General features: G+C 42.7%; 21 protein-coding genes. 1 reads left to right on the top strand and 20 read right to left on the bottom strand.

The features are described from left to right. Positions 1-456: 456 nt before the first annotated feature. From FIV04_RS26820 to FIV04_RS26725, 20 genes are all read right to left on the bottom strand, one after another. On the bottom strand, positions 457-993 hold the full coding sequence (locus FIV04_RS26820) for a hypothetical protein (RefSeq protein ID WP_152471457.1): 537 nt from the start codon (positions 991-993) through the stop codon (positions 457-459). A gap of 79 nt (positions 994-1,072) precedes the next feature. Continuing rightward, a complete protein-coding gene (traG, locus tag FIV04_RS26815) occupies positions 1,073-3,877 on the bottom strand; it encodes a conjugal transfer mating-pair stabilization protein TraG (RefSeq protein ID WP_152471456.1) in 2,805 nt (934 codons plus the stop codon). A gap of 1 nt (position 3,878) precedes the next feature. Next, positions 3,879-5,285, bottom strand: a complete 1,407-nt coding sequence (locus FIV04_RS26810; protein ID WP_152471455.1) for a conjugal transfer protein TraH — start codon at positions 5,283-5,285, stop codon at positions 3,879-3,881. After that, positions 5,282-5,698: a type-F conjugative transfer system pilin assembly thiol-disulfide isomerase TrbB gene (trbB, locus tag FIV04_RS26805; RefSeq protein WP_152471454.1), complete on the bottom strand. Its 417-nt coding sequence runs from the start codon at positions 5,696-5,698 to the stop codon at positions 5,282-5,284. The genes FIV04_RS26810 and trbB overlap by 4 nt, the downstream gene beginning before the upstream one ends. A 37-nt stretch (positions 5,699-5,735) precedes the next feature. Beyond that, complete coding sequence (gene traF / locus FIV04_RS26800) at positions 5,736-6,506, bottom strand: type-F conjugative transfer system pilin assembly protein TraF (RefSeq protein ID WP_152471453.1); 771 nt, start codon at positions 6,504-6,506, stop codon at positions 5,736-5,738. Positions 6,507-6,509: 3 nt separating this feature from the next. Continuing rightward, positions 6,510-8,243, bottom strand: a complete 1,734-nt coding sequence (traN, locus tag FIV04_RS26795) for a type-F conjugative transfer system mating-pair stabilization protein TraN (RefSeq protein ID WP_152471452.1) — start codon at positions 8,241-8,243, stop codon at positions 6,510-6,512. 1 nt (position 8,244) lies between these two features. Next, positions 8,245-8,967, bottom strand: coding sequence for a type-F conjugative transfer system pilin assembly protein TrbC (gene trbC / locus FIV04_RS26790; protein ID WP_367618273.1), 723 nt, complete (start codon positions 8,965-8,967; stop codon positions 8,245-8,247). A gap of 57 nt (positions 8,968-9,024) precedes the next feature. Continuing rightward, a complete protein-coding gene (gene traU, locus FIV04_RS26785; protein ID WP_152471451.1) occupies positions 9,025-10,038 on the bottom strand; it encodes a conjugal transfer pilus assembly protein TraU in 1,014 nt (337 codons plus the stop codon). 2 nt (positions 10,039-10,040) lie between these two features. Next, positions 10,041-10,715, bottom strand: coding sequence for a type-F conjugative transfer system protein TraW (gene traW, locus FIV04_RS26780; RefSeq protein WP_152471450.1), 675 nt, complete (start codon positions 10,713-10,715; stop codon positions 10,041-10,043). An 8-nt stretch (positions 10,716-10,723) separates the two neighbouring features. Then, positions 10,724-11,056 carry a type-F conjugative transfer system protein TrbI gene (trbI, locus tag FIV04_RS26775; RefSeq protein ID WP_253895701.1) on the bottom strand — a complete coding sequence of 111 codons (333 nt, stop codon included), beginning with the start codon at positions 11,054-11,056 and terminating at the stop codon, positions 10,724-10,726. Next, on the bottom strand, positions 11,049-13,631 hold the full coding sequence (traC, locus tag FIV04_RS26770) for a type IV secretion system protein TraC (RefSeq protein WP_152471449.1): 2,583 nt from the start codon (positions 13,629-13,631) through the stop codon (positions 11,049-11,051). Before traC ends, trbI begins: the two co-directional genes overlap by 8 nt. A gap of 2 nt (positions 13,632-13,633) precedes the next feature. Then, positions 13,634-13,996 (bottom strand): type IV conjugative transfer system lipoprotein TraV, encoded by a 363-nt coding sequence (traV, locus tag FIV04_RS26765; RefSeq protein WP_152471448.1) that lies wholly within the window; start codon positions 13,994-13,996, stop codon positions 13,634-13,636. Between the two features lie 9 nt (positions 13,997-14,005). Then, positions 14,006-15,478, bottom strand: a complete 1,473-nt coding sequence (locus tag FIV04_RS26760; protein WP_152471447.1) for a TrbI/VirB10 family protein — start codon at positions 15,476-15,478, stop codon at positions 14,006-14,008. Beyond that, a complete protein-coding gene (gene traK / locus FIV04_RS26755) occupies positions 15,468-16,211 on the bottom strand; it encodes a type-F conjugative transfer system secretin TraK (protein ID WP_152471446.1) in 744 nt (247 codons plus the stop codon). The genes FIV04_RS26760 and traK overlap by 11 nt, the downstream gene beginning before the upstream one ends. 1 nt (position 16,212) lies before the next feature. Then, positions 16,213-16,776 (bottom strand): type IV conjugative transfer system protein TraE, encoded by a 564-nt coding sequence (gene traE, locus FIV04_RS26750; RefSeq protein ID WP_152471445.1) that lies wholly within the window; start codon positions 16,774-16,776, stop codon positions 16,213-16,215. A gap of 8 nt (positions 16,777-16,784) precedes the next feature. Continuing rightward, complete coding sequence (gene traL, locus FIV04_RS26745) at positions 16,785-17,030, bottom strand: type IV conjugative transfer system protein TraL (protein WP_253895712.1); 246 nt, start codon at positions 17,028-17,030, stop codon at positions 16,785-16,787. 75 nt (positions 17,031-17,105) lie between these two features. After that, a complete protein-coding gene (gene traA / locus FIV04_RS26740) occupies positions 17,106-17,321 on the bottom strand; it encodes a type IV conjugative transfer system pilin TraA (RefSeq protein ID WP_253895710.1) in 216 nt (71 codons plus the stop codon). A gap of 280 nt (positions 17,322-17,601) precedes the next feature. Then, positions 17,602-17,967 carry a hypothetical protein gene (locus FIV04_RS26735; protein WP_152471442.1) on the bottom strand — a complete coding sequence of 122 codons (366 nt, stop codon included), beginning with the start codon at positions 17,965-17,967 and terminating at the stop codon, positions 17,602-17,604. Between the two features lie 348 nt (positions 17,968-18,315). After that, positions 18,316-18,504: a TraY domain-containing protein gene (locus tag FIV04_RS26730; protein WP_152471441.1), complete on the bottom strand. Its 189-nt coding sequence runs from the start codon at positions 18,502-18,504 to the stop codon at positions 18,316-18,318. 115 nt (positions 18,505-18,619) lie between these two features. Continuing rightward, positions 18,620-18,874, bottom strand: coding sequence for a LuxR C-terminal-related transcriptional regulator (locus FIV04_RS26725; protein ID WP_253895708.1), 255 nt, complete (start codon positions 18,872-18,874; stop codon positions 18,620-18,622). 852 nt (positions 18,875-19,726) lie between these two features. On the opposite strand from FIV04_RS26725, the gene FIV04_RS26720 reads away from it, so the two are divergent. Further along, positions 19,727-20,236 carry a hypothetical protein gene (locus FIV04_RS26720; protein ID WP_152471439.1) on the top strand — a complete coding sequence of 170 codons (510 nt, stop codon included), beginning with the start codon at positions 19,727-19,729 and terminating at the stop codon, positions 20,234-20,236. Positions 20,237-20,271 lie beyond the last annotated feature (35 nt).

Raw genomic sequence — 20,271 nt, 5'->3', positions numbered from 1 at the left:
TTGTCTTCTACATGTGAAATATGGATAAAAAGGATGACGTTCTTCGTTTGTCGGGTTCACTTAACCTCTACATGCAAGCATATAGCAGGTAAAGCAAACCATAATTTATTAAGTAAGGCTAAATTTGGGGGGGTAGAGTCGTCCTGTGTTGGGAAAGTGAATCCATTGAATATCTTGTTTATTTAATTCTCTCACGACTGTAGTGGACAGCTCTAGCTTACCCATGAGAGGAAATGTGCAGTGGATATACTTACGTTTTGATATAGTCGTCTTCAAAAAATCATCAATAGAAGAAGGGCCAGACGCGATAAAAAGTTCGTCTTCATTTATAAAGGTATCTTGCATAGGTTTTCTCCAAACTTGCTTGCCAATGTTAGGGAGAGGTTGATCATATTGTTATCTGCACGAAAAAGGCACGCCTATTGGCGTGCCTTTCATGAAGTAGCGAGTTTTAACTTAGTAGTTAAAACCGATTAAGCGGTGAGCCTCCGGTACTTGTTCATAACATGGGTATTTAGTCTGTAGACCATACATTATTAGAGATGTTGACGATATAAATGGGGCATTACGATTAGGGCTGCGTTGCAGATCATGCTCTAAACCGTACCAAATTATATTTTCAATGAATTCAGTCGGGTTTTTGGCATTGTGGCTGATAGTTTCTAAACTTCCCCCTGGAGGACAAAACCAAGGTACAACATTGGTCTGGATTTGTTGATTGATACTACCAATGTGTGCCGACTGTACCCCCCACAAAAACGCCTTTAGTTGCAAATATTCAGGTGTATCAGGCTGATCAATATAGCGGATGAAATAAGATAGGTTGTCCACTTGATTCATCATTTTGACGTCGAGATAGTGTAGTTCTTCTGACTCATACCGTTCGTTCAGTTTATCTACCAATGCTTCTAAATCAGCGCTTTTTTGCCATTGCTGCGCCATTGCGGGTAAGCACACTAAAACACTCAATAATCCACTTATCATCCATTTCATTTTTGATGCTCCACCTTGAATAATATACCTACCATATTAACATAGTTTTCTATGTGTTTATATATACAGCACTGTTTTTTTAAACACTATTTTTAGGTGGTTGGTTTAATGGATAACTCATGTTTGTATGACTTCCCACATGATTAGGCTTAACACTCTCTACTTCTTGTTCGACGTCAGTCTTAACTGAAACTTCAGGCGAAGTAGGTGATTGAGGAGCTGGTTTAACCTCATTTTGTAGATGCCCCGCATATAACAACGTGTTGCCTTTGACGTTATCGTAAGTTTGTTGAACATATAATTGCCCGCTCTCATTGAGTTGAAACATCTCTGCAGATACTTCATTGGTTTGTGTGAGCGCTTTTTCGGCCTCTGTGTTAATAACCTTGGTCTGGACAGGTGAAAGTGACAGTGGGGTGTTCATGTCAATAGATTTATATTGACCTTTAAGCTCCTCCAAAGAAGCATTTGATGTATCCACACCATAATGCTTTTGAAATTCATCGCTATTTGTGTACTTATCAAACCATTCGCGCACCTCTTGGACATCTTCAGGTTTGTAAGCGGTCATCAATCGAGAGACGCTATCAGGTGATTTCTCTTCTAAATATTGCTGGAAACCTGTGATAGCACTAGCACTGAAGTTTATCGTGTCGTTTTTCAGTCTTGACTGCATGTGACTGAGACTGTCAACTTCAGCATTAGACTCGTTAACCGCTGCAGCTGTTTGTTGAGTGCGTTGGAAATTCAAAGCAAAGTCGTGAGCGTATTGTTCCACTTCACTACGGTTTTCCTTCGCATCGAGAGTTCGACCGGCACGAGTCATGTCTGTAGCCCCTTCGTTATATTGCTCTGTAGCTTGAGACAAAGCCTGTCTTTGCTCTGCACTCATTTTACTGAACGACTCGCGATCATCTTTACTCCAATTAACACCCGATTTAGCGCTCATACCAAAGAGCATCTTTGCGCCCGCTGGTGTCCCCACTTCTATGCCACCACTTACTGCTGTTACATAAGCCTTAGCTTGATCATGAGTCCACCCCGTAGTTTCCGAAATACTTTGAATAGCCGATTCCATCTTAGAGTGAGACTGACTAATTTGTCCTTCGGTAGACATTGATTGCCCATCTCCATATGAACTATTTTTGCTCCAATTGTCATTCCATCGGTCACTTTGAGAAAAACCTTTTGAGAAACTGTCATTGAAGCTATTCATACGCTGCGTTTGAGCGGTCTTTGCGTCTGTGTACTGATCATTGATGCTATTTTGAAGCATAGAAGACGCTTGCGCTTGCCATAATGGCTTAGATTCAGCTTCTTGGGCATTATACGTTCTACGGCCACCATCGTTTTGAAAACGAGTTACACTAGAGCCATTAGCTTGTTGTACGGTACTCATTCCTGTTCTCATTAACAAATTATCGTCTAGTTTGTTTGCGGAAGTGTTATTGAAGCTGTGGTTTTGCATCTGCAAGTTACCAAAATCCAAGTTACCGGTCGAAGAGGCCGCCGACACGCGCGCATTGGTGCTGTTAATCATGCTGGCCAGTTGGTAGTTCATGGCTTGAGCAGCTGCAACTCCTCCTTGTAGAATTTTTCCAGCTAAAACTGGAATTGACATCATTAAGAATCCCGCCATATATCCGTAGCGCATGTGCAACTCATCTAACGCATTACCATTAGAAAGTGACAATCCTCTCATCGGATTAGCCGTAGCACTTGAGTGAGATTCTAGCGTCCAGGTCATCAGCGCATTAAGTATTGCAAATAAACTCGGCCATGTGGCTAGATAAGCAAACGTCTTAATATAGTTACTCAGTACCATTTTGGTGAATGATGGGATCATTGCCACTGCAGCGATCATAAACCCCAAACAACTAAATAAGGTAAAAAGCATGGTATGCATCATTGGAATAAACTCGCGTGCTTGCATGCCTAATGTAGCCCACATAGATGTTTGCTGCATTTTATTCGAAGTATACGCATAGTTCATAGCAGAAGCCGACGGGTCGAGAGTATTAATACTATGACGCATCGCATTCATCGCCATGTTTTGCTGAAGTACATTAACTGCATTATTACTAATCCCGATGTACTTTTGGTAACTATTAGACATCGCGTTTTGAACGTGAGTTTTATAAACACTCGCTTTGCTACCATGAAGATATGTCCCTATTAGATCGAGTTCATCGGCAGCAGAAGCGATGAATTTACTCTTAATAACGGGAAAGGCCGTTTCACAGGTTTGGAAGGTCTGGTTTATATCATTAAGGATAATACCTCGCAGCGGGCTCATCTTTTTCCCATCTAAAAAGGTGAAAATATCTGGTGCATTCAGTAACTCTGTCCAGGTATATTTCTTATTGATTTGGATGTCGCCAACGATACAGTTCTTGAAAAAGTCGTCCCAAAGACGTCGAGTTTCAGTATCTTTCAAATCAGCTTGGCGCGACAATCGAAAGAGTTCAGAACCAAACATCATTCCTGTTCGTCCATAACGCTCATCGTCTACAGTCGTAAAAATCGACTCTATCGCTTCCGCGCTACCGACCATTAAGGTTGAAAAAAACCACGTTGGTAAAGCAACTAAATAAGGTACATTGCCAACCGAATAAGCAGAGCTTGGTTCTGTTTTATCAATAACTTGCATAGTTACGGTTTGTTTGATTAGCATCGAAGGTACTAAAGTAAAAACAATAGCCCAAATGTAAATATGCTTCGGATTACGAGATGCCACAAAATAAGCATAAGTCATTGCGGCGCCAATCATAATGCTAATAGACATCATGGATGAAAATGATTGGCTGGCAAAAAACGTAGCAATGGCGTTCAGTGCTTTTTGCGTCGCAGCGCCTTGGGTATAAGTATAATATTCCAGTGTCACGTTACCCTCCAAAAGACAAATTCTGTAAGAGTTGCTTGTTGACCTTACTCATTGCATCTTGATCAGTTTCTTTATATGCCTGGTTAAGTTGTTCTTGCGTTAAAATAAGTCGCTTTGCTTTGTCAGATAGACCATCGATAAAACGCCTCGCTCGGTCAATGTCAGTCATAATCAGTTCTATATCTTGACTGTCTACTTGCGTCTGGTTAAGTGATGTGGAGACAACCGTAAGCATGTTATTTAAATAATGGGTCAACAGCTCTACAGCAATGATGCGAGAATAAGCAGAAAAGTTAGGGTATTGATTGCTTCTTACCGCCCCAACAAACACCGCTAAGACAGGAGTTTCAGTGTATTCTAAAAAGCTTTTTTGTTTCGTGGTAAGTTTAGTGTCGTTCGCCACGCTCACATAAAGCTCTTCTAAGGTTTTACGAATTCTCGACTCAAGCCCTTTGTCTTGAGCCAAAGTAAGATCTTTTTTACTTGGAGAAAGGCACGCTTTGGGGGCTTGATCATCGCACTTGTAATACTCCACTTTGCCACCTTTAAGCAAAGCTTCTACCAAGTTGTTATTGTCAGCCAACAGCGACGAATAATACTTCGGTATCCCGTTAGCATCGTAAATATAAGTCCCTGACAAACTCATCAAAAACTCGGCTAGTGACTTATCGTTTGATAGCCAAGCGTTTTTTATAGCAGCAGACCAAACAATATTGTGGCTAGTCTTGGTTATGTCATCGAGCCCTGATGTATCGTCTGCACGAGCCCTGGCTAATTGCGCCTTTGCTTGCCCACCGACACCACACTCCGTTTGAGAGGCTACCCAGTCGTCAAACACATTGTCTTTTGTTCCCAGTGTCTTACAGACGTGTTTTTTAGCATCTGGCCCACCGAATTTCGCAGCTAATCCTCTGACTCCAGCCTGTGCAGCTTCACACGAGTTTAACGATTGGTTGAGAAACTCATCAGCAATAGACTGTAGATTATCGCGAATTTGTTTGATTTGTGGTGCCCAAATTTGTAGCGCTAAATCGACCGCAAAAGGCGGTGCATTTTGCACCACCGCTTTACCAAACTGCACTAGGCCATCAGCACTAATGTGAGAAAAGCTACCCATAAAAAGGTCGATACCGCCACACCCTGCAGAAAGATCCGGCAATTGCACATCCACTAATTGAACGTTCATTATAGGTGAACGTAACGACAGCGAGCCTCCGTTGTAATAACTCGCTGCTTGCCCCTTGTAGGAATTTGGATTAGTAACGTTAGTGTTATAACCCAACCCATTAAAAAATCCGTCTAATGATGACTTTACGCCACCTGCATGCGCGTTGCTTATTAAGGCACAGCTAAACATCAGAGCTAAGGTACTTCGACGTAGTATTATTGACCGTTTAATATTATTCATTGCAACATCTCCAAGGTTTTCGGATCGCTTAGAATGCGTGTGACGCTTCGATCCAATACTTCCTCTGATACGTCCCCAATCGATAAGCGAACAAATTTCCGCGAATGTACATTAATGAGAAACGTTGCGGGCACTGTGATACTGCGTGGGTTTTCAAAAAACATCTCGCCAATTTCGGGAGTCGCAGGGATTGGTACCGGATAATGTGGAATAGAGTGGCCATCGAGCGAAAATGCATAAGTGCCTAATTGATGCCGTTTAGTCACACTTTTTAACTTAGGGGCAAAACGGTGACAATAAGGACAATCGCTACGAAAAAAGAAAACCATCGCATAATCATCATTAGGAGCTGCTTGTGCAAAAGGCAATGATGATAGGGCAAAGGTACAAAGAATTAAGAATCGGATTAACATAATTAGAATCTCTTGGTCAGGGTTAACGTTCGTTGCCTTAAAAGTCGGGCGCTTGGTAGTCGTTAGAAACGTTATAAAAACGGCCTAGTAACGCCGTTTGAGAAATAAAGCCGTACGCGAGCGGTTTCATCTCACCAGTATTTGGGTTAACTAGAATCAAAGCTGGTGCATAAGGCACTTCAACTTTGTTGTTATTCACCCTGTTCTCTCGGATACCCGAAACAAATGTGCTATCACGAGACAAGCCCAAAATCTCAATATCATGAGTATCCGCGAAGCTCTGCATTGATGGCGCCAATTGTTGACTGAGTGAATCTTTCCCGTCATACACAAAAAAAAAGCCCCAGCCTTCATCACGCATTTTGGCTACAGCTGCTAACTTTTTTTCTCTTTCAAGTTTGTGATAGGTTCCTCGCGCAGCAAACTCAGAAGGGCGATCTTTTAGGTAAGAAAGTTCAGGGTTTTTAAGCAACACCTTTTTAAACGTCATCCCCGTTTCGCTAGTACGTTCGCCAATAAATTGGTGAAGCTGCATTACTGTTTTGAGTTTGTCTTCATCTTTTGAATTGATTGTTGCATCGTTCAGCGCTTCCTTATAAGTCTGGTGAAACCAATCCATTTGCTCTGTGGCGCTCATCACTCGTGTTGTTTTATTAGGTGGGAGAGGTTTTGGGGGAGGTGAGGGTTTTGGTGTTGGTTTCGCTACTGGTTCGTTATACCATTTCCAACCTTGAGGAGTCGGACTAGCTTGTACACTGACACAATATAGTAACGTCAGTACAATCAAAGAGCGCACTGTGTATCTCATTATTTAGCCTCCCATCGCACTCGAAATGCGTTCTTGAATCTCCCTAGCTGAAGGCAAATCAGTATTGCTATTCATTTCGGAGAAAAAATCAGAAAAGTCGATATCTTCAAAGTTAATTTGCTGCATTTGTTCTGGGGTAATTGCCCCACAAACTGGCGATTTTGGACTCCCTAGACTTAAGCCAAGTTGCCCTTGGACGCCTTGCTGCTGAATAATTCGAGCCAATAAGCTGTCGAAAAGACAGTAAGTCTGCTTTCTACGAATGCACTTACCTAGAATCTTTTCCGCACAATAGCTACCTAAGTAAATCGTCAATTTATCTTCCTTTGCTTTGCCCAATGCCTTTTCTTGTTCGCTGCAACTAGCAAGCCCCAAATCTGTACCCCAGCCACCGTCTTTACAACAGTTAGCGATACCCGCGATCTTCTTGCTACAGCTTTGGCCTTGACCAGTGAATATTTTAGGCGGATCACCCAATCCTTCGGCGGCTTTAGCCAATGCCGCGAGTGCAGCCGCAGATTCATTAAATTCGTTAGACGGAGTAGGCATTTCTCCATAACAATCACCATCAAGGCAAAAGCTATCCTCACCGCACATCAAATTGGTGCTACTACAACGCTTTTCAGGGCAAGACTTCTTTAGTTCTTCTTCGATACAAACCCCATTTTGTTTTGCGCTACAGTAGGTAGCCTCAGTAGTGCAGTCATCAGGTAGCTCACTGCATGTATCAAGGCGCTCGCATTGATGATCAACCTGATACTTCCAACAATCGAGCGTGACTGGCACACCATCAATCATTCGAGTTTCTTTACCTTCTACGCAAAGTTCCGACACGATTTTACATTCACTGAGCAACGTACAATCAGTCTGCCAAGTAATGGTATGTCTGATACAGTTTCCGCCTGAAAGTGAATAACCTGGTTGACAAGTCAAATCCGCCCGTTTAGTTTCTGGTACCGGTCCGCAAATCCCATAAATTTGCCTGAATCTATCCCTACGCCCACATGAGCGCTGAGTTTCAGCTTTATATGGCCCTAAGTAGTAACCGGAAGAAGGGTGTACACTTTTTCCATCCCAACGCCATAAGTCGCTATCCCAAGCGCAACCCCCTTTTCTGATTTGGTTATAAGCATCATAACGACACTCCGTCACTGTACGGCTGCACATGTAACCATCTAATGACCACCCTGATGAACAGGTATAAATCACAGGTGATGTCACAACAGTAAAAATGGGGGTTTTCGTACAAGGGACAGGAACATTCGTTGGTTGACGGCATAGCTTAGGGATATAATCTATAGCGCACTGAGTCGCATTGTCGCAATCCACATATTGATTAGAAATACCATGGGTAATTTCATAGGCATTGTCTTGTGCGATAAGAGCAAACTCATACGCAGGGTCATTCTTTACCTCTGGTCTCCCATTATTAAAGCCAGCCTTCACTGCTTGGGCCTCTGAGTTACTGCTCATCGCGTTTTGTTTTTTTGATTTCATCGTATCTGCAGTAAGGTTGGCTTGTTCGGGACGAGCTATATCACTCTCACAACCTGGCTCGGCGCAATAGTCCCCTGCATTTAATTTTCCCTTAGCCCTCGCTGGAATATGTTTTTGCGCACTTTTTACCCAATCGACATTCTCATAATATTTATTTTCTTGAACATCGGCATAAGCTCTCGACGATAGCCATATTATGGTCAATAGGACGACCAAGTTCGTAAAACGCGCCTTATTCATATCATTTCCTTAATAACGGAAGAACAACTTCGGGGTTATCACCCTGTGCTAGTAGGTTGAGCGCGTCAGGTAATGATACATTACCAGTCACACGATCATAATCAGTTGCTACACATGGCTGCTTAGGTAAACAATGTCCTGGTTTGACAGCGACGAACGTAGGAACTTGAGTTACATCGAAAGTACGAAACCATTCGGGGTTAATGGCAAAACCACTTTGAATTGGGGCATCTTGTTTTTGGGTATTTAATAAAGATTGAATTCTTTTGGCTGTAGCTGGAAAACCACTAGGTAATACACCTCTTATAACTAAAGGTACCTGCCATTGTGCACTTTGTTTAAGAAGCGCCCGCAATGTCGCGTCGGGCATGGTTAAGGAAACAAACACCATCACACCTGTTGGCGCTGCGTTTGGGTTTTGTCTAGGCGCTGGAATATCAATCGCCCTTTCAAGGTGCTTAGGTTTCAACTTTTCCTTCCAAAAAAGTGCCATATCTTTCGCATCAGAAGAATGCTGACCACTCACTCGCTGTCGAGACTGAATAGTATTAGCAATCTCGTTTGGTACGGGTTGTTTTAACATGGACGCTTCAAGCTTACTAAACGCCTGCAGCTCTTCTTGAGTGTATGCATTACATAACACCGGCAACAACAGAGCCGCCGCAAAAATGATGGAGTAAAAGGGAGACATAAAGACCTCAACTGAATAAAAAGCTCCACGCAAGCGTGGTACTCCTTTTGACAGAGCAGGCAAGCCTACTCCGCCAAAAGCGAGCTCGGATTAAAGAAAAACGCAATTACGTTTGCGCCATTGGACAAAACCGAAATTATCTCCTGTTGTCGGATTGTCATGTCCCATCTCCCAGATAGTCGTTGTCGTCGTATAAGGGTGACACCATGCTGCATCTGTAATCGGCGCACTCATTTGATAACGGTATCGAGACTTAGGTAAAATTGGGGTTGGATATTGATAACAGATAGCACCATCTTCACCTCGCGTTTCCCACACCATGCCTTGCCTATGCAATTTATAGTTAAGCCGCTCCATTATGAGTGTACCGGCCTGGATCGGTGTATCGCGATAGTTGGTATTGCCCGTTAAAGGATACGCACTTCCTTGTGAACCTAAGCACCAAAATAAAAAATCAAACGGCAATGCGAGATTCGTGGTAGTAACAATAGATTCAGGTATACAAGCTAGCTGCGCGATGGGATTTCCAAACAAAATAGCTTCTGGATTAAGAATAAATGCGAGCTCATCGTCGTTCCACAATGGGTCGACTTCTGTCAAGTAAGCCACATCAAAATTGTCTGTAGCCATACATGCTGCCGATTGCATCAGTTGCAGCCAATAGATAAGTGGATATTTGTACCAATGCGCATGATAGAAGCCACCATCGCTAGATGCTGAGTCACGCGAAGTACTACGACCACCTAACCTTTGTTGATTGGCACCGGCCAACTGCATTCCCATATTCACCATGCAATAAGGTACTCGCGTAACATCAGTCAAAGCATAAGGTTCCCAATAGCCAATATTCAGACCAATTTGCATGAAAATGGGCGGTGGTTTGGGACAAAAAGAAATTGGGGAGGCGGGGTTGTTAGTATCTGGATACGCCGATGGTATAAGGGGTACTGAACCAAGCGTCATTGGGAATAAGCAGTTCCAACAAACATCGGTAATAGGATTGATGAAGCGACTCACACATGCCGCTCCTGCAGCGTTAGCGTTAGATGGGCCAACCAAAATAAAAAAAAGCGCGAGAACGCGCCAATAAGAGAACGGGCTCATATTCACTCCTCTCGAGGAAATAGATGTTGAACATCAAACTCCTGCACTCGCCACGCTTTACCAGATTGCTCAGCAAGACTCGGTACTGCTCGAATACGTAACTTTTCACTCAATGTTCCTTGTTGATCAAAATAGATACGTTGGTTAAGTCGCTTGGCTACTTGATTAGGACTACCACCAGTCAACACATATAAAAGGGGTTTTTCGTGTTTGAACTCTTCGACAAACGTCAGCTGCCGCGCGTCTCGCGCATCAAAAAAGACCAATGCCTTCCGGTACTCAAATTTGGGCAAACGAGCTTCAGTTGGCCAGGTTTCAGTATCAAAAGGGTTAACACGAGTTCCTGCCTTGGCAAAAACTCGCCCTTGCGCATCCGTTAAATCTTTTGGAACAACAATACTAGGGTCAACTAAATAAGTCTTAGGGTTAGTGGTGGGCATCAAAGGAAGCGGTGGGGGTGTTTCCACACTTTTCTTAACTTGTTCAGAAAATTCGTGCTGCATTTGAGCCAATTTACCATTTTTCTCAAATTGTTTGAGACGAGTTTCAATCCAGCTGAGCATATCAACCTCCCCGATAGGAAAAGTAGGCCCTACACGGCCAATATCTTTCGCGGCCAAGGAACTCGACAGTAAAGCTGTGAATAAACATAGGGCTAGGCGAGAATGATGTCGCATCGTGCCTCCTATTTTTGGTAGCGTTCAACAATGGCTTGTTGTATGTGTGCAGTGATGTCCGGTGTACCATCAACCACAGCAGCACTGACAAGCACCACTTGGCCATGTTCCTTAGCATATTGAGCTACTTCTTCATTCATCACCGTAGCAAAATCTGCCAGTCTTTCTGTTTGTTCGGACACTGGTAGCGAAGATGCCAATAAGGTTTTGTGGTACTGATCTATAGTGCTTTTTACATTGAAACTGACTAAAGGAGGCGGCGCTTCTAAAGCCCAAGTAGTGACCACAGAGGCAGCGATGCTCACGCATATAACGCTAAACAAGCGTTGTAAATCATGCATTATTTGATGCTCCTTGCATTTGTTGAGATAGGGCGTGTTGGTAATCGGCAATTTCCTGGCCATAGAAGTGTTGAGCAGTAGCTTCAATAGCCTCTAAGGTATTCATCCCTTGCTTAACTAAATTGTCACAGTATTCGAATTCGTTTGCTTCGGTACTATAACAAGCTCTAGTAAAAGGATCGGAAAAGACTCGATGATAGGTAGTATGACCGCCAGCTTTGATACGGACACAGCTATATCCAGCATCCGATGCGCGCGGGAAGTTCTTTATGATATCTTGCTCCATTGGATTAAAGGTTTTGGGGTTCTCTTGCAAAAACTTTTCAAAGCCCTCCCCTTGACGCAACGTAATGTGAATATCCGAATTGTCGTATGATGCCCTCGCTTCTTCATTCACAAAGAAGTCGCCTATACCTTGAGTTACAGTACAGAATGAACCACCAAATTTACGAGCAGTTCTGTAGCCGGTATTAATAAAGGTACGTGTTTGAGCATTAGTACCAGACATTAAACTCCATGCCTCCTCGATAATGCACATTTTAGGTGTTGATCGAGAGCCAGATAGGTACATTTGTTGATTAATAGACACTATCAATGCAAACACAACAGGGCGTAGAACATCGTCAGGAAAGCCTTCTAACTCCAACGTCGTAATATCTACATTTGGATCTAACATAGATGGCTTATTGAACGTATCGCCATACACACCATCTGCACAATATTTATTAAGCTGTACCGCAATATCACGAATACGACGATCATTTCCATGTTCTTCAGATAAGATGAACAACTGCTCCCGAACATCATCAACTTGCGTTGCCGTCTTTTTCTCTTCCCATGCCCTTAAGATCGCGTCACCTAAGACAGCTGTTTGATACCCTTCAAGCTCCGCATGAGGAGATGCAATGGTAGCAAACAAGGCGGTAATGTTACTTAGCGCTTCTTTCATAGGGTCGACCGGTTCATTGTCATCCCATTCTTTAGGTGTATGGCTTTGCAGCTGTTCTAAGTGAGTAAAAGGGTTTAAGAAAATATTACTGTGATTGAGATATGACCCCCCAAGCATCAAAGTTAACTTCTTGTAACTATCACCTTTGTCTAGAATCCAACATTTCCCTCCCTTTGCGTATACACTACGCACTAAACCTTGAGTAAAGAAACTTTTTCCTGCACCAGATCCCCCCGTTAAAGCAATGTTTTTATTATCACTACCACAATGAAACGGATCGAAAAACGATACTTGTCCACGCATGGTAGGCAGCAACATCCCACTGACTAAACGTTTAAAATCGAGCACCATGGGAAAAAAGTTAACCACGTTGGTACTTTTCATGGTGCGAACTCGCCCCGCGCGGCCGCAATCTTCCCACAACCCCTCACTCATCAAGAATGGCAACGCGCTGAGTAGGCTCTGACTCTGCATCATAATTTGCTCTTTAATATCTAAACCAGTTGCAGAAAATGCTTCTTTAGCAGACTGAACATCTCTCCGTTGCTGTTCCTTTGTCGTAAATAAAGTCAAATTTAAAACCATCGAGCAAACAGTCGTTGCCTTATCAGCCAACGCTTTTTGAAGAGCTGTTCGCTCCTCTAGTTCGTCCCCTGCAGTCGGTGAGAGAATGGCCATAGGCGATTTCAAAGTTTTGGTCAAATCGCTAATTTTTTTGTTGTTCTCATGCTCAAAGTTACCCGTGACATTGTGACGAAAGCTTAAGGTCAACACATGGGGACAGGTCAACATCTTCGCTATATTGCGAAGCGAAGCAAATGCTTCTGGAATTGCGTAAAGACGAAAGTCGGTTGGTGCACGAGCGAGACCTAGACACACAGTCCGGCCGCGTGTCTCTTGGCCTGCCGTATTAGTAAATCGTGTCGCTATATGATCGCGTTTGATGAGCATTTCTGTATCGGGAGACAGTACTTGACGATTAATCGGATCGAAGGGGTTGTACTCATGTTCTTTGGGTCTGTCTTGCGCAGCATCAAAGTTTAAAATATCACCAGTAAATGTTATCAACATTGCGGGAGTGACCCGTTTGGTTTCTACACCCAATTGAAGCAATACCGTTTCCATAGCAGCGCGTATGTCATCAAGCTTTTCGTCTTTTTTCTCTTTCGTCGAAACAAAAAAATATGCCTCGTAATCCCGTAAATCAAATCGGTGTCGTTGGAGATGGAAGAAACCGTTAGCAGCGGAAAAACCTGCGTAGCGCACTTCTTCTTCTGCTAAACGACGACAAATTCCACCACGTTGAGCCATCGCTTCACCGTTCGCTTCTAAATAATGCGCCACACGGTGATGACCAAACATTGATAACTGATAATCCCATTTATCTCCTTGCGGAAAATCCATCACCATTTTATTGAGTGATGCGACTAGTTCATCATTAGCACCACCTAGAACTGATAACCTAAGCGCAAAGCCGCGCGAATGACGATTGTGAAAGATCTCGCGCTCACCGTCATATTCGCGGTAAGGTAACTCATGATGTAAATGGTTTTGATGACGATTAGCGTCCTCTATCAACCCTGAAAGACCAAAAGAAGACTTTCGTTTTAAACGTTTTTTTAACATAATTAGTCCTCCCAAATGTATTTGGCCGGTCGCCCTGTCCAACGACTCTCATCAAGTATTACGTAGATGTCTGTTGTATCGACGTAGTGTCCTAATGTGTCAACAAACGGGAATATCGTGACTTTTCTGACCACATCGTCAGTACGAGCAGGCACCCCTTCCCTGTCTCGCCTTGGTAGGGTTAAAAATACATTATCGGGAGTTACAGAAGACGTTTTAGTTATTGTGCCTAAAGGCTGGCGGCGTATCTCATCCATCGTGGTACAACCGGATACTCCACCCACTTGATTGCAACTAAAATCTTCACCAAGACCTGCGGCGCAGCCGCCTAATATTAAGGGCAATATCACCCAAAGTACGCGCATAACGCCTCCTTATTGATGACCAAACGGCGATGAAGGCACTTGAATACCTTGTGCACTAATTTGGTTAGCTAATGGATTTTGAGTGACATGATTGATCACTTCCATCACTTGATTTGATTGAGATTCTTCAGTTTCAGCCTGAGCTTTTTCATACTCTTCAGCTGCCATAGGGTCGAGCGGAAAACCTTCCAAGAACACTATGTTCACGATAGCTCCTGGGTTTATTTCAACTATAGGATGGTACATTTCCGCCAAACCAATATAATAGTCAGCCAATTTAGCGCCCACTGAAGCAGTTGCATTACCGAGTAGATTCAACCCGATATCTTCACCAGAGACGCTACTGGTAGACCCCAACGCAGACGTCGAGGTTGTTTCTGATAGACCTTTACCAGCCTCACCTAATCCAGTTAAAATCCCCGACAAACCAGCCATTTGTACTACTTGACCATTTTTCAAAATGGTCGTTCCTCGTATACCATTACGGCCAAAGTTGAACACTGTACCTTTGACTGCAACGTCTAGGACTTCATCGTTGTCGAGTATGCAGCTCATGCGATTAGTGCGAACAATGCCGCGCGACGAAGATATCTCTCCGTAAGTGGCACCTGTAACGGTACAATCCTTAAGCTTGGATTTTTTACCATTAGGTAAAATACCCTCATTAATAGTTTGCAAGACCACAGGGGTAGTGTCCCCTTGTCCAAGCACGCCAGCATTTGCGTCAGCTCCCCCTGTCACTATTGCAGTTACGAAAGTACCAGTCGGAACATAATTGTCTGTAGTACGTTTCATAGAAGCTATATCTTGAGTCCAAACAAAATCAGTACTGTCGAACTGAGATGGCGTAAAAGATCTCTCTTGACTATCAGAGTAAGACATAGTGTCAATGTTAGGATTATCATGTGATGTGGGAATCGGGCGTGGTGGTAATTTGGCTTGGCCAAGGATTTCAGGTTCACCCTGCCAATGCAAAGCATTCCCTCTTCCTTCCTGGCTCTTGTCTATTTGAGTTGGTGGCTTATTCGATTGAAGTTGTTCTACTTTAGCTGTTAGGTTTTCAATTTTGTCTTGCGTTTCACGACGTACCTTGTTTTCCACTAATGTGGCAGTTTCATCTTTAGCTCTAGCGATACGCTCGTCAGTATCTTTTTCTAGACGCTCCATAGAATCTGTAAGACCACGCATTTCTTGCCTTAACTTTGCTATCAACTGTTGTTGTTGCACTAACGCCGATTGGTTGTCCTTCTCCGTAAACTCCTTATCAACAATAACCCCAAACGTCACTGGATTTTCTGGCGCAGCAGTAACAGCTTTAGGGCGAGTATATTGATATACCCCAAGCACAGCTACAACGAGCACCGTCATAAGTAAAGTTGTAAGGTTTTTGTTACGTTTGGTGGTTTCAGTATTGATGTCCCCACCTTGCTCAAAATCTCCATCTTTATCTTCAAAGAAACGGGCTCTGAATTTATCGAACATCGCTCACACCTCCACCGGTCACTAGATACAAGTGGGTATGCTCATCAGGCCCTAAAGTCAGCTGGTCTAGTGCCGCGCTACGAGCTGCATAACTATAAAACTGCGCAGTTGTTAACGTGACGGCGTCACCAGAAAGGTTGTGAACGTCATAAATAATGCCTGAGTAATCACGCCCAACAAACACAACTCGCGGGGTCAAAGGTAAATCCCCTTGCTTTTCCGGCAACGAATCAGGGTCAACTGGATGAACTGAAAAACCATCAATTGGAGTACCGTCCCGCTGCCAAAGCATCATTTTTTTTGTGAATTGAGCGAGAGCACTAGGATAGTCAAACCCACGCTCAAATACTGAAGGGCGAAGCTGCTCTTCGTCGCTTGGTGCGAACTCCGTGACTACTGAGGGTGTGGACTTAGGGCTAACGAACAAGGAAAAAACCCGACCCTTTTGAGTCGTCACATGTACGTTAAACGGTAACCTAATGTTGATTTTGAGTGAAACGGAACCAGTCTTATCTTTTTGATTGGCAGTGGTGGTACAGAAACCACTTGGGCAGGTAATATTGACTATCTTGTCGCCTTTGACCATCAATCGGTTGATATTGAGCGATGACAGAGATACGGGAATGGTGTCACCATCGGTAAAATCAATCACCCTCTTGGCCACATTGTCGGCCAATGACCAGGGACTAATCAGTGCCGCAAGTAACGGCACCATAACTCTAAAACTGATCATATCAATCTCCTTGCTTTGTAATGCCCATCAACTCCAAAACGCCATTGGGGTAAGACATTTGTACTCGATATGTAACTTTCTCAGGGTCTAGATCCCGATCTCCAACCGATTTGTAAAGCGTTCCGGTTTGCTGGAACTGCATGGCATCAAGAGCTACCAAAGTTCCATCTTTGTCAGGGACAAAACGACTAGATATATTACTGTCAATAATTTGCTCAGCATCTGACATCAAAGAAGGTTGAATATCAGCCCAAAAATCAGATGGGACATAATCTAGCAACAAACCATACTGGCGGGATACGCTGGCTGGCGTGATGTCATATTTAAGGTGTAAGAAGTAACTACCCATCAAAAATAAATACGCTTCATCGACATCTCCATCTGAGACAGAAAACGCTCGTGATAAAGTCGGGGGCACTAACGTTCGGCTCTCATTCAAAGAAATATAGGCGAGTGCTCCGCCTAAACCTATGCTGGTAAAACTGCTGACCAGAAACCCAACCGCCAAAAAAACATTGAGTAACTTACTCACTGCTAACAGATCTTTTTTGTTTGAAATCTCCATATTATTCCTTAAGACAACCAATAACGTTTAATTGAAGGCGGCGTATTCTGAAATACCATACGACTCAAAGATGCACTCCCCCACCAATAAAGGGAATACGCGACAATATGATCCCCGTACTGGGTCTTAATGTATCGAAGTCCCATAAACCAAGCGGCTGCGAGAACAAAACCGATCGCATAATGTTTAGCAAAAAAACCGAGGACGAAAATACATAGCGCCGGAAGGAGTTCTTCACGAGGCAAGCCACACATACGTTTCCCTGAATTAAGATACTTAGGTATCGCGTAATATTGAGCATTTAGATTCATATCTACGCCGCCTCCGTATTAGGCCAACCCGACTAAAGGTTTAACCGTTTCCCAAAACATCATGCCGCCAGCAAAACCACCGACAGCTCCGAACCAGTTACGACTGGTAATTCCCACCACTGCTGCACTGAGTGCAGAAAAACCTAACATGGCGGTTTCAATGCCTGAGTCGTCACCAGCATTTTTCTTAACCATATCTTTACCAGAAGCAAATAAATCCGTTGCCGCTGCCATAGCAGGTTCAGAAGCAAGTACGAACAAAGCTGCTAGTCCAAAGAAAAGCAAAATACGCCCACGATCGTGATAAGTAGTATTGGTTTGCATACGCAAAGTTCCTTGTTTTCATTAATAAATAAGCCCTTACGGGCGATGGGTGCCAAATAGGCATATACAAATATCCCCAACTCAATCTAAAGAGTTAAGGACACAAGATAAGGGAATAAAAAAAGGGAGGTACGAGAACAATTGTTCTAATTATCTAAGGTTAAAGAAGCACTTAGATTGTTTTAGCTGGTTAAGACGACAGAGATTCGCTTGCGTACTTTAAGCCGCGATTGCGACTAACATGTTGTTTCCAATTTTTAGGTGTCACTGTTAAGTTGTTAAGTTTACGAAAACGCTTTTTTTGCGCGTTGACTGAAGTAGATGAGCTAAGGACATCCACTGATTGCAGTTGATGTTGAGGTGCAACAAAGTGAGCGCCATTCCAAACAAAAGGGAATGAGAAACACTCGTTAGTAGACAATAAAGCAGCAAACGCAATATTACCTTTTCCTACTGGGCCTAGTTGTTTTACACGGACAATCTCACCTTGGTCTACAAAGCGCTCTAACAAACTCATCGCATCACCATCACTAGAATATCCATATACAATTTGCATTTTCACACTCCTTACTAGAACATTGCTTTGCCTTTATGAAAAAACAAAGCAATGGGCTCTCTTCCAAGAGCCGTGCTACAAACTGGCTTTACCATTCTTGTAGTAGAATGCGCACATCAAAAAATGTGGTTTCTGGTATTCCCAAGTAACCCTATTTAACCATCAAACAAGCGTGCTTGATTCAACAGAAAAACAGCCTTGGACGTCGCCCCAGATAAGGCTCCTGAATTTGTTTAGGTATATTACGCACACCTGCGCCCCTCTGCGGCGCTTTCTGCAAAAACGAAGGCAGCCTACCTTCAAGCCCAATATTTAGGCTAGATGGTCGAAATCCACTAGATATCGACCTTACTTTCTCTTAACTCGAGTACCTACAGAAGATATCTCTGCATACTCTGCTATATGGTCTTCAATTCGCAACTTAGCTTCAGAACGGTTCGAACGACCCGACTTATTGACTGACTCTAAGAACAACTCAGCGTGTTCACCGGTTAGAACAACAGTTACGCTAAGTACGCCTGGATCCTGTTCATTCATATACTTCTCGTTATACAATTATCTAAATCAAGCTGATTCAATATGAATCAAATTCAATTGCATCATATTGCAAATAAAGAGGTTGCGTTACCCCCCAAAAAAGGGGGTACACATACTACAAATTAGCCACTTTAAGAGCGATTACTCCCATAATCCTAGTGAGATACACGTACCTTATTTCAAGCGTGTTTTGACATCCCAACTTTTTCTTAATCGTGGATAAATGTTCTTTGACAGTGTCGGGTGAAATACCGAGTTGAATACTTAGTTGCTTTTGTGGTGCACCCGAAGCGTAAACTTCCAACACTTTGTATTGTTTAAAAGTAAGTTCAGGAAATAAATATTCAAATTTATCAATAGTTTTCGTCATGGTCATACAATTAAAGCAAAGACTGCTAGCTGTTAATTTTAGGAATAAATCATTTTACACACTTGTAAAATATACAAAAGTGTAAAATATACAAATGTGTTAAATTTGTGAGCTGAGAGCTAATTAGAAACTTTAAGATTGACTGTTGTATTGTTGACGGTATAAGAAGTGGTAAACTAACAAGTTAGATTTCCATAACACAGTGAATAGTAGTGAACATATCTTTTCTGACATACATAAATAGTCGATATGGCTCCGCCCACGGAAACCAGAAACTATTCTTAAAAGACAATTCTCACATAAGCGCATCAGAAGTCAGTAGATGGATAACAAAAGGCTATAAAATAGACTTAGAGACAGGGGATATTTTTAAGCCATCCAACAAAAAAGTTAATATAAAACCACTCAGTTTTGAACCACTTTAAACCACTATCGCGCTTTACAAGATGGGACATTGTTGCTATTATCTTTGCATGTTCTTAAAGCAAAAGTGCATTACATAGCACGCTACTACATAGTCTTCTATGTAGTGTATTTTTTAAGAACTAGAGTGTGTTAGCCTGAGAAACTAACTATATAGCACTTGCAAAAAGCCGTTGGTCCGATAGCCAACGGCTTTTTTGTATCAAAAATTCAATCAGTTTGATCTTTTGATAAATTTTATGTAGATTAAAAATATATTGTTTGGACTCTCAATCCAAACAGCCCCAAAAAATCTATCGGAATCAAACATGAAATCCATATCATACAGCTCAGTACGAGCAATAGAATTATCAAGACACTTCTATCTTCATAAGCCTGAACAATGCTTCAACCAAGTTGCATTAAACAGCTGTGATATAGGTGCGTCTTATGTCTACAGATAACCTAAAGCTTCTTACTCATCATCATCAATTAGAAAATGCAGTTCTAACGAATGAATCTATTCCTCGCGAAGTAAAAAACTTGCTGGCAGGTATAGCGACGTTCTTTAACGTCAATAATCAGTGTGCGTTCCCAAATCGCCAACAGCTCTCAAAAAGAACTGGTTATTGCCCTAATCACATCACTGCACTCATTAAAAAAGCAAAAGATCTAGGTCTACTCATATCGACCCCCCAATTTATCCAAGTAGACGGCGAGTCAGCACCTCGACAAATCGCTAATAAATACGAATTTGTATTGGAGAAGTTTGGGCTTTTTTACAACAAAGCTAAAGCCTTACTAAACAAGAATCGTAGAAAAAAAGACAAAGCTAATACAGCACACCAGGAAGTCGTTAACAAACGTATCGACGCTGTAAACCAGATGCTTGATGAGTGCAGAGAACAACCTCAACAAGAGCAACCATACTACTGGGAAGACTACACCCCCCCAGATTAAATTCTTTTCATTCTTCAATGCCATTAACTTGGTAG

The sequence above is a fragment of the Vibrio sp. THAF190c genome (genome assembly GCF_009363355.1).
GTDB lineage: Bacteria > Pseudomonadota > Gammaproteobacteria > Enterobacterales > Vibrionaceae > Vibrio > Vibrio fortis_A.
This window is presented reverse-complemented; position numbering and strand designations above follow the sequence as displayed.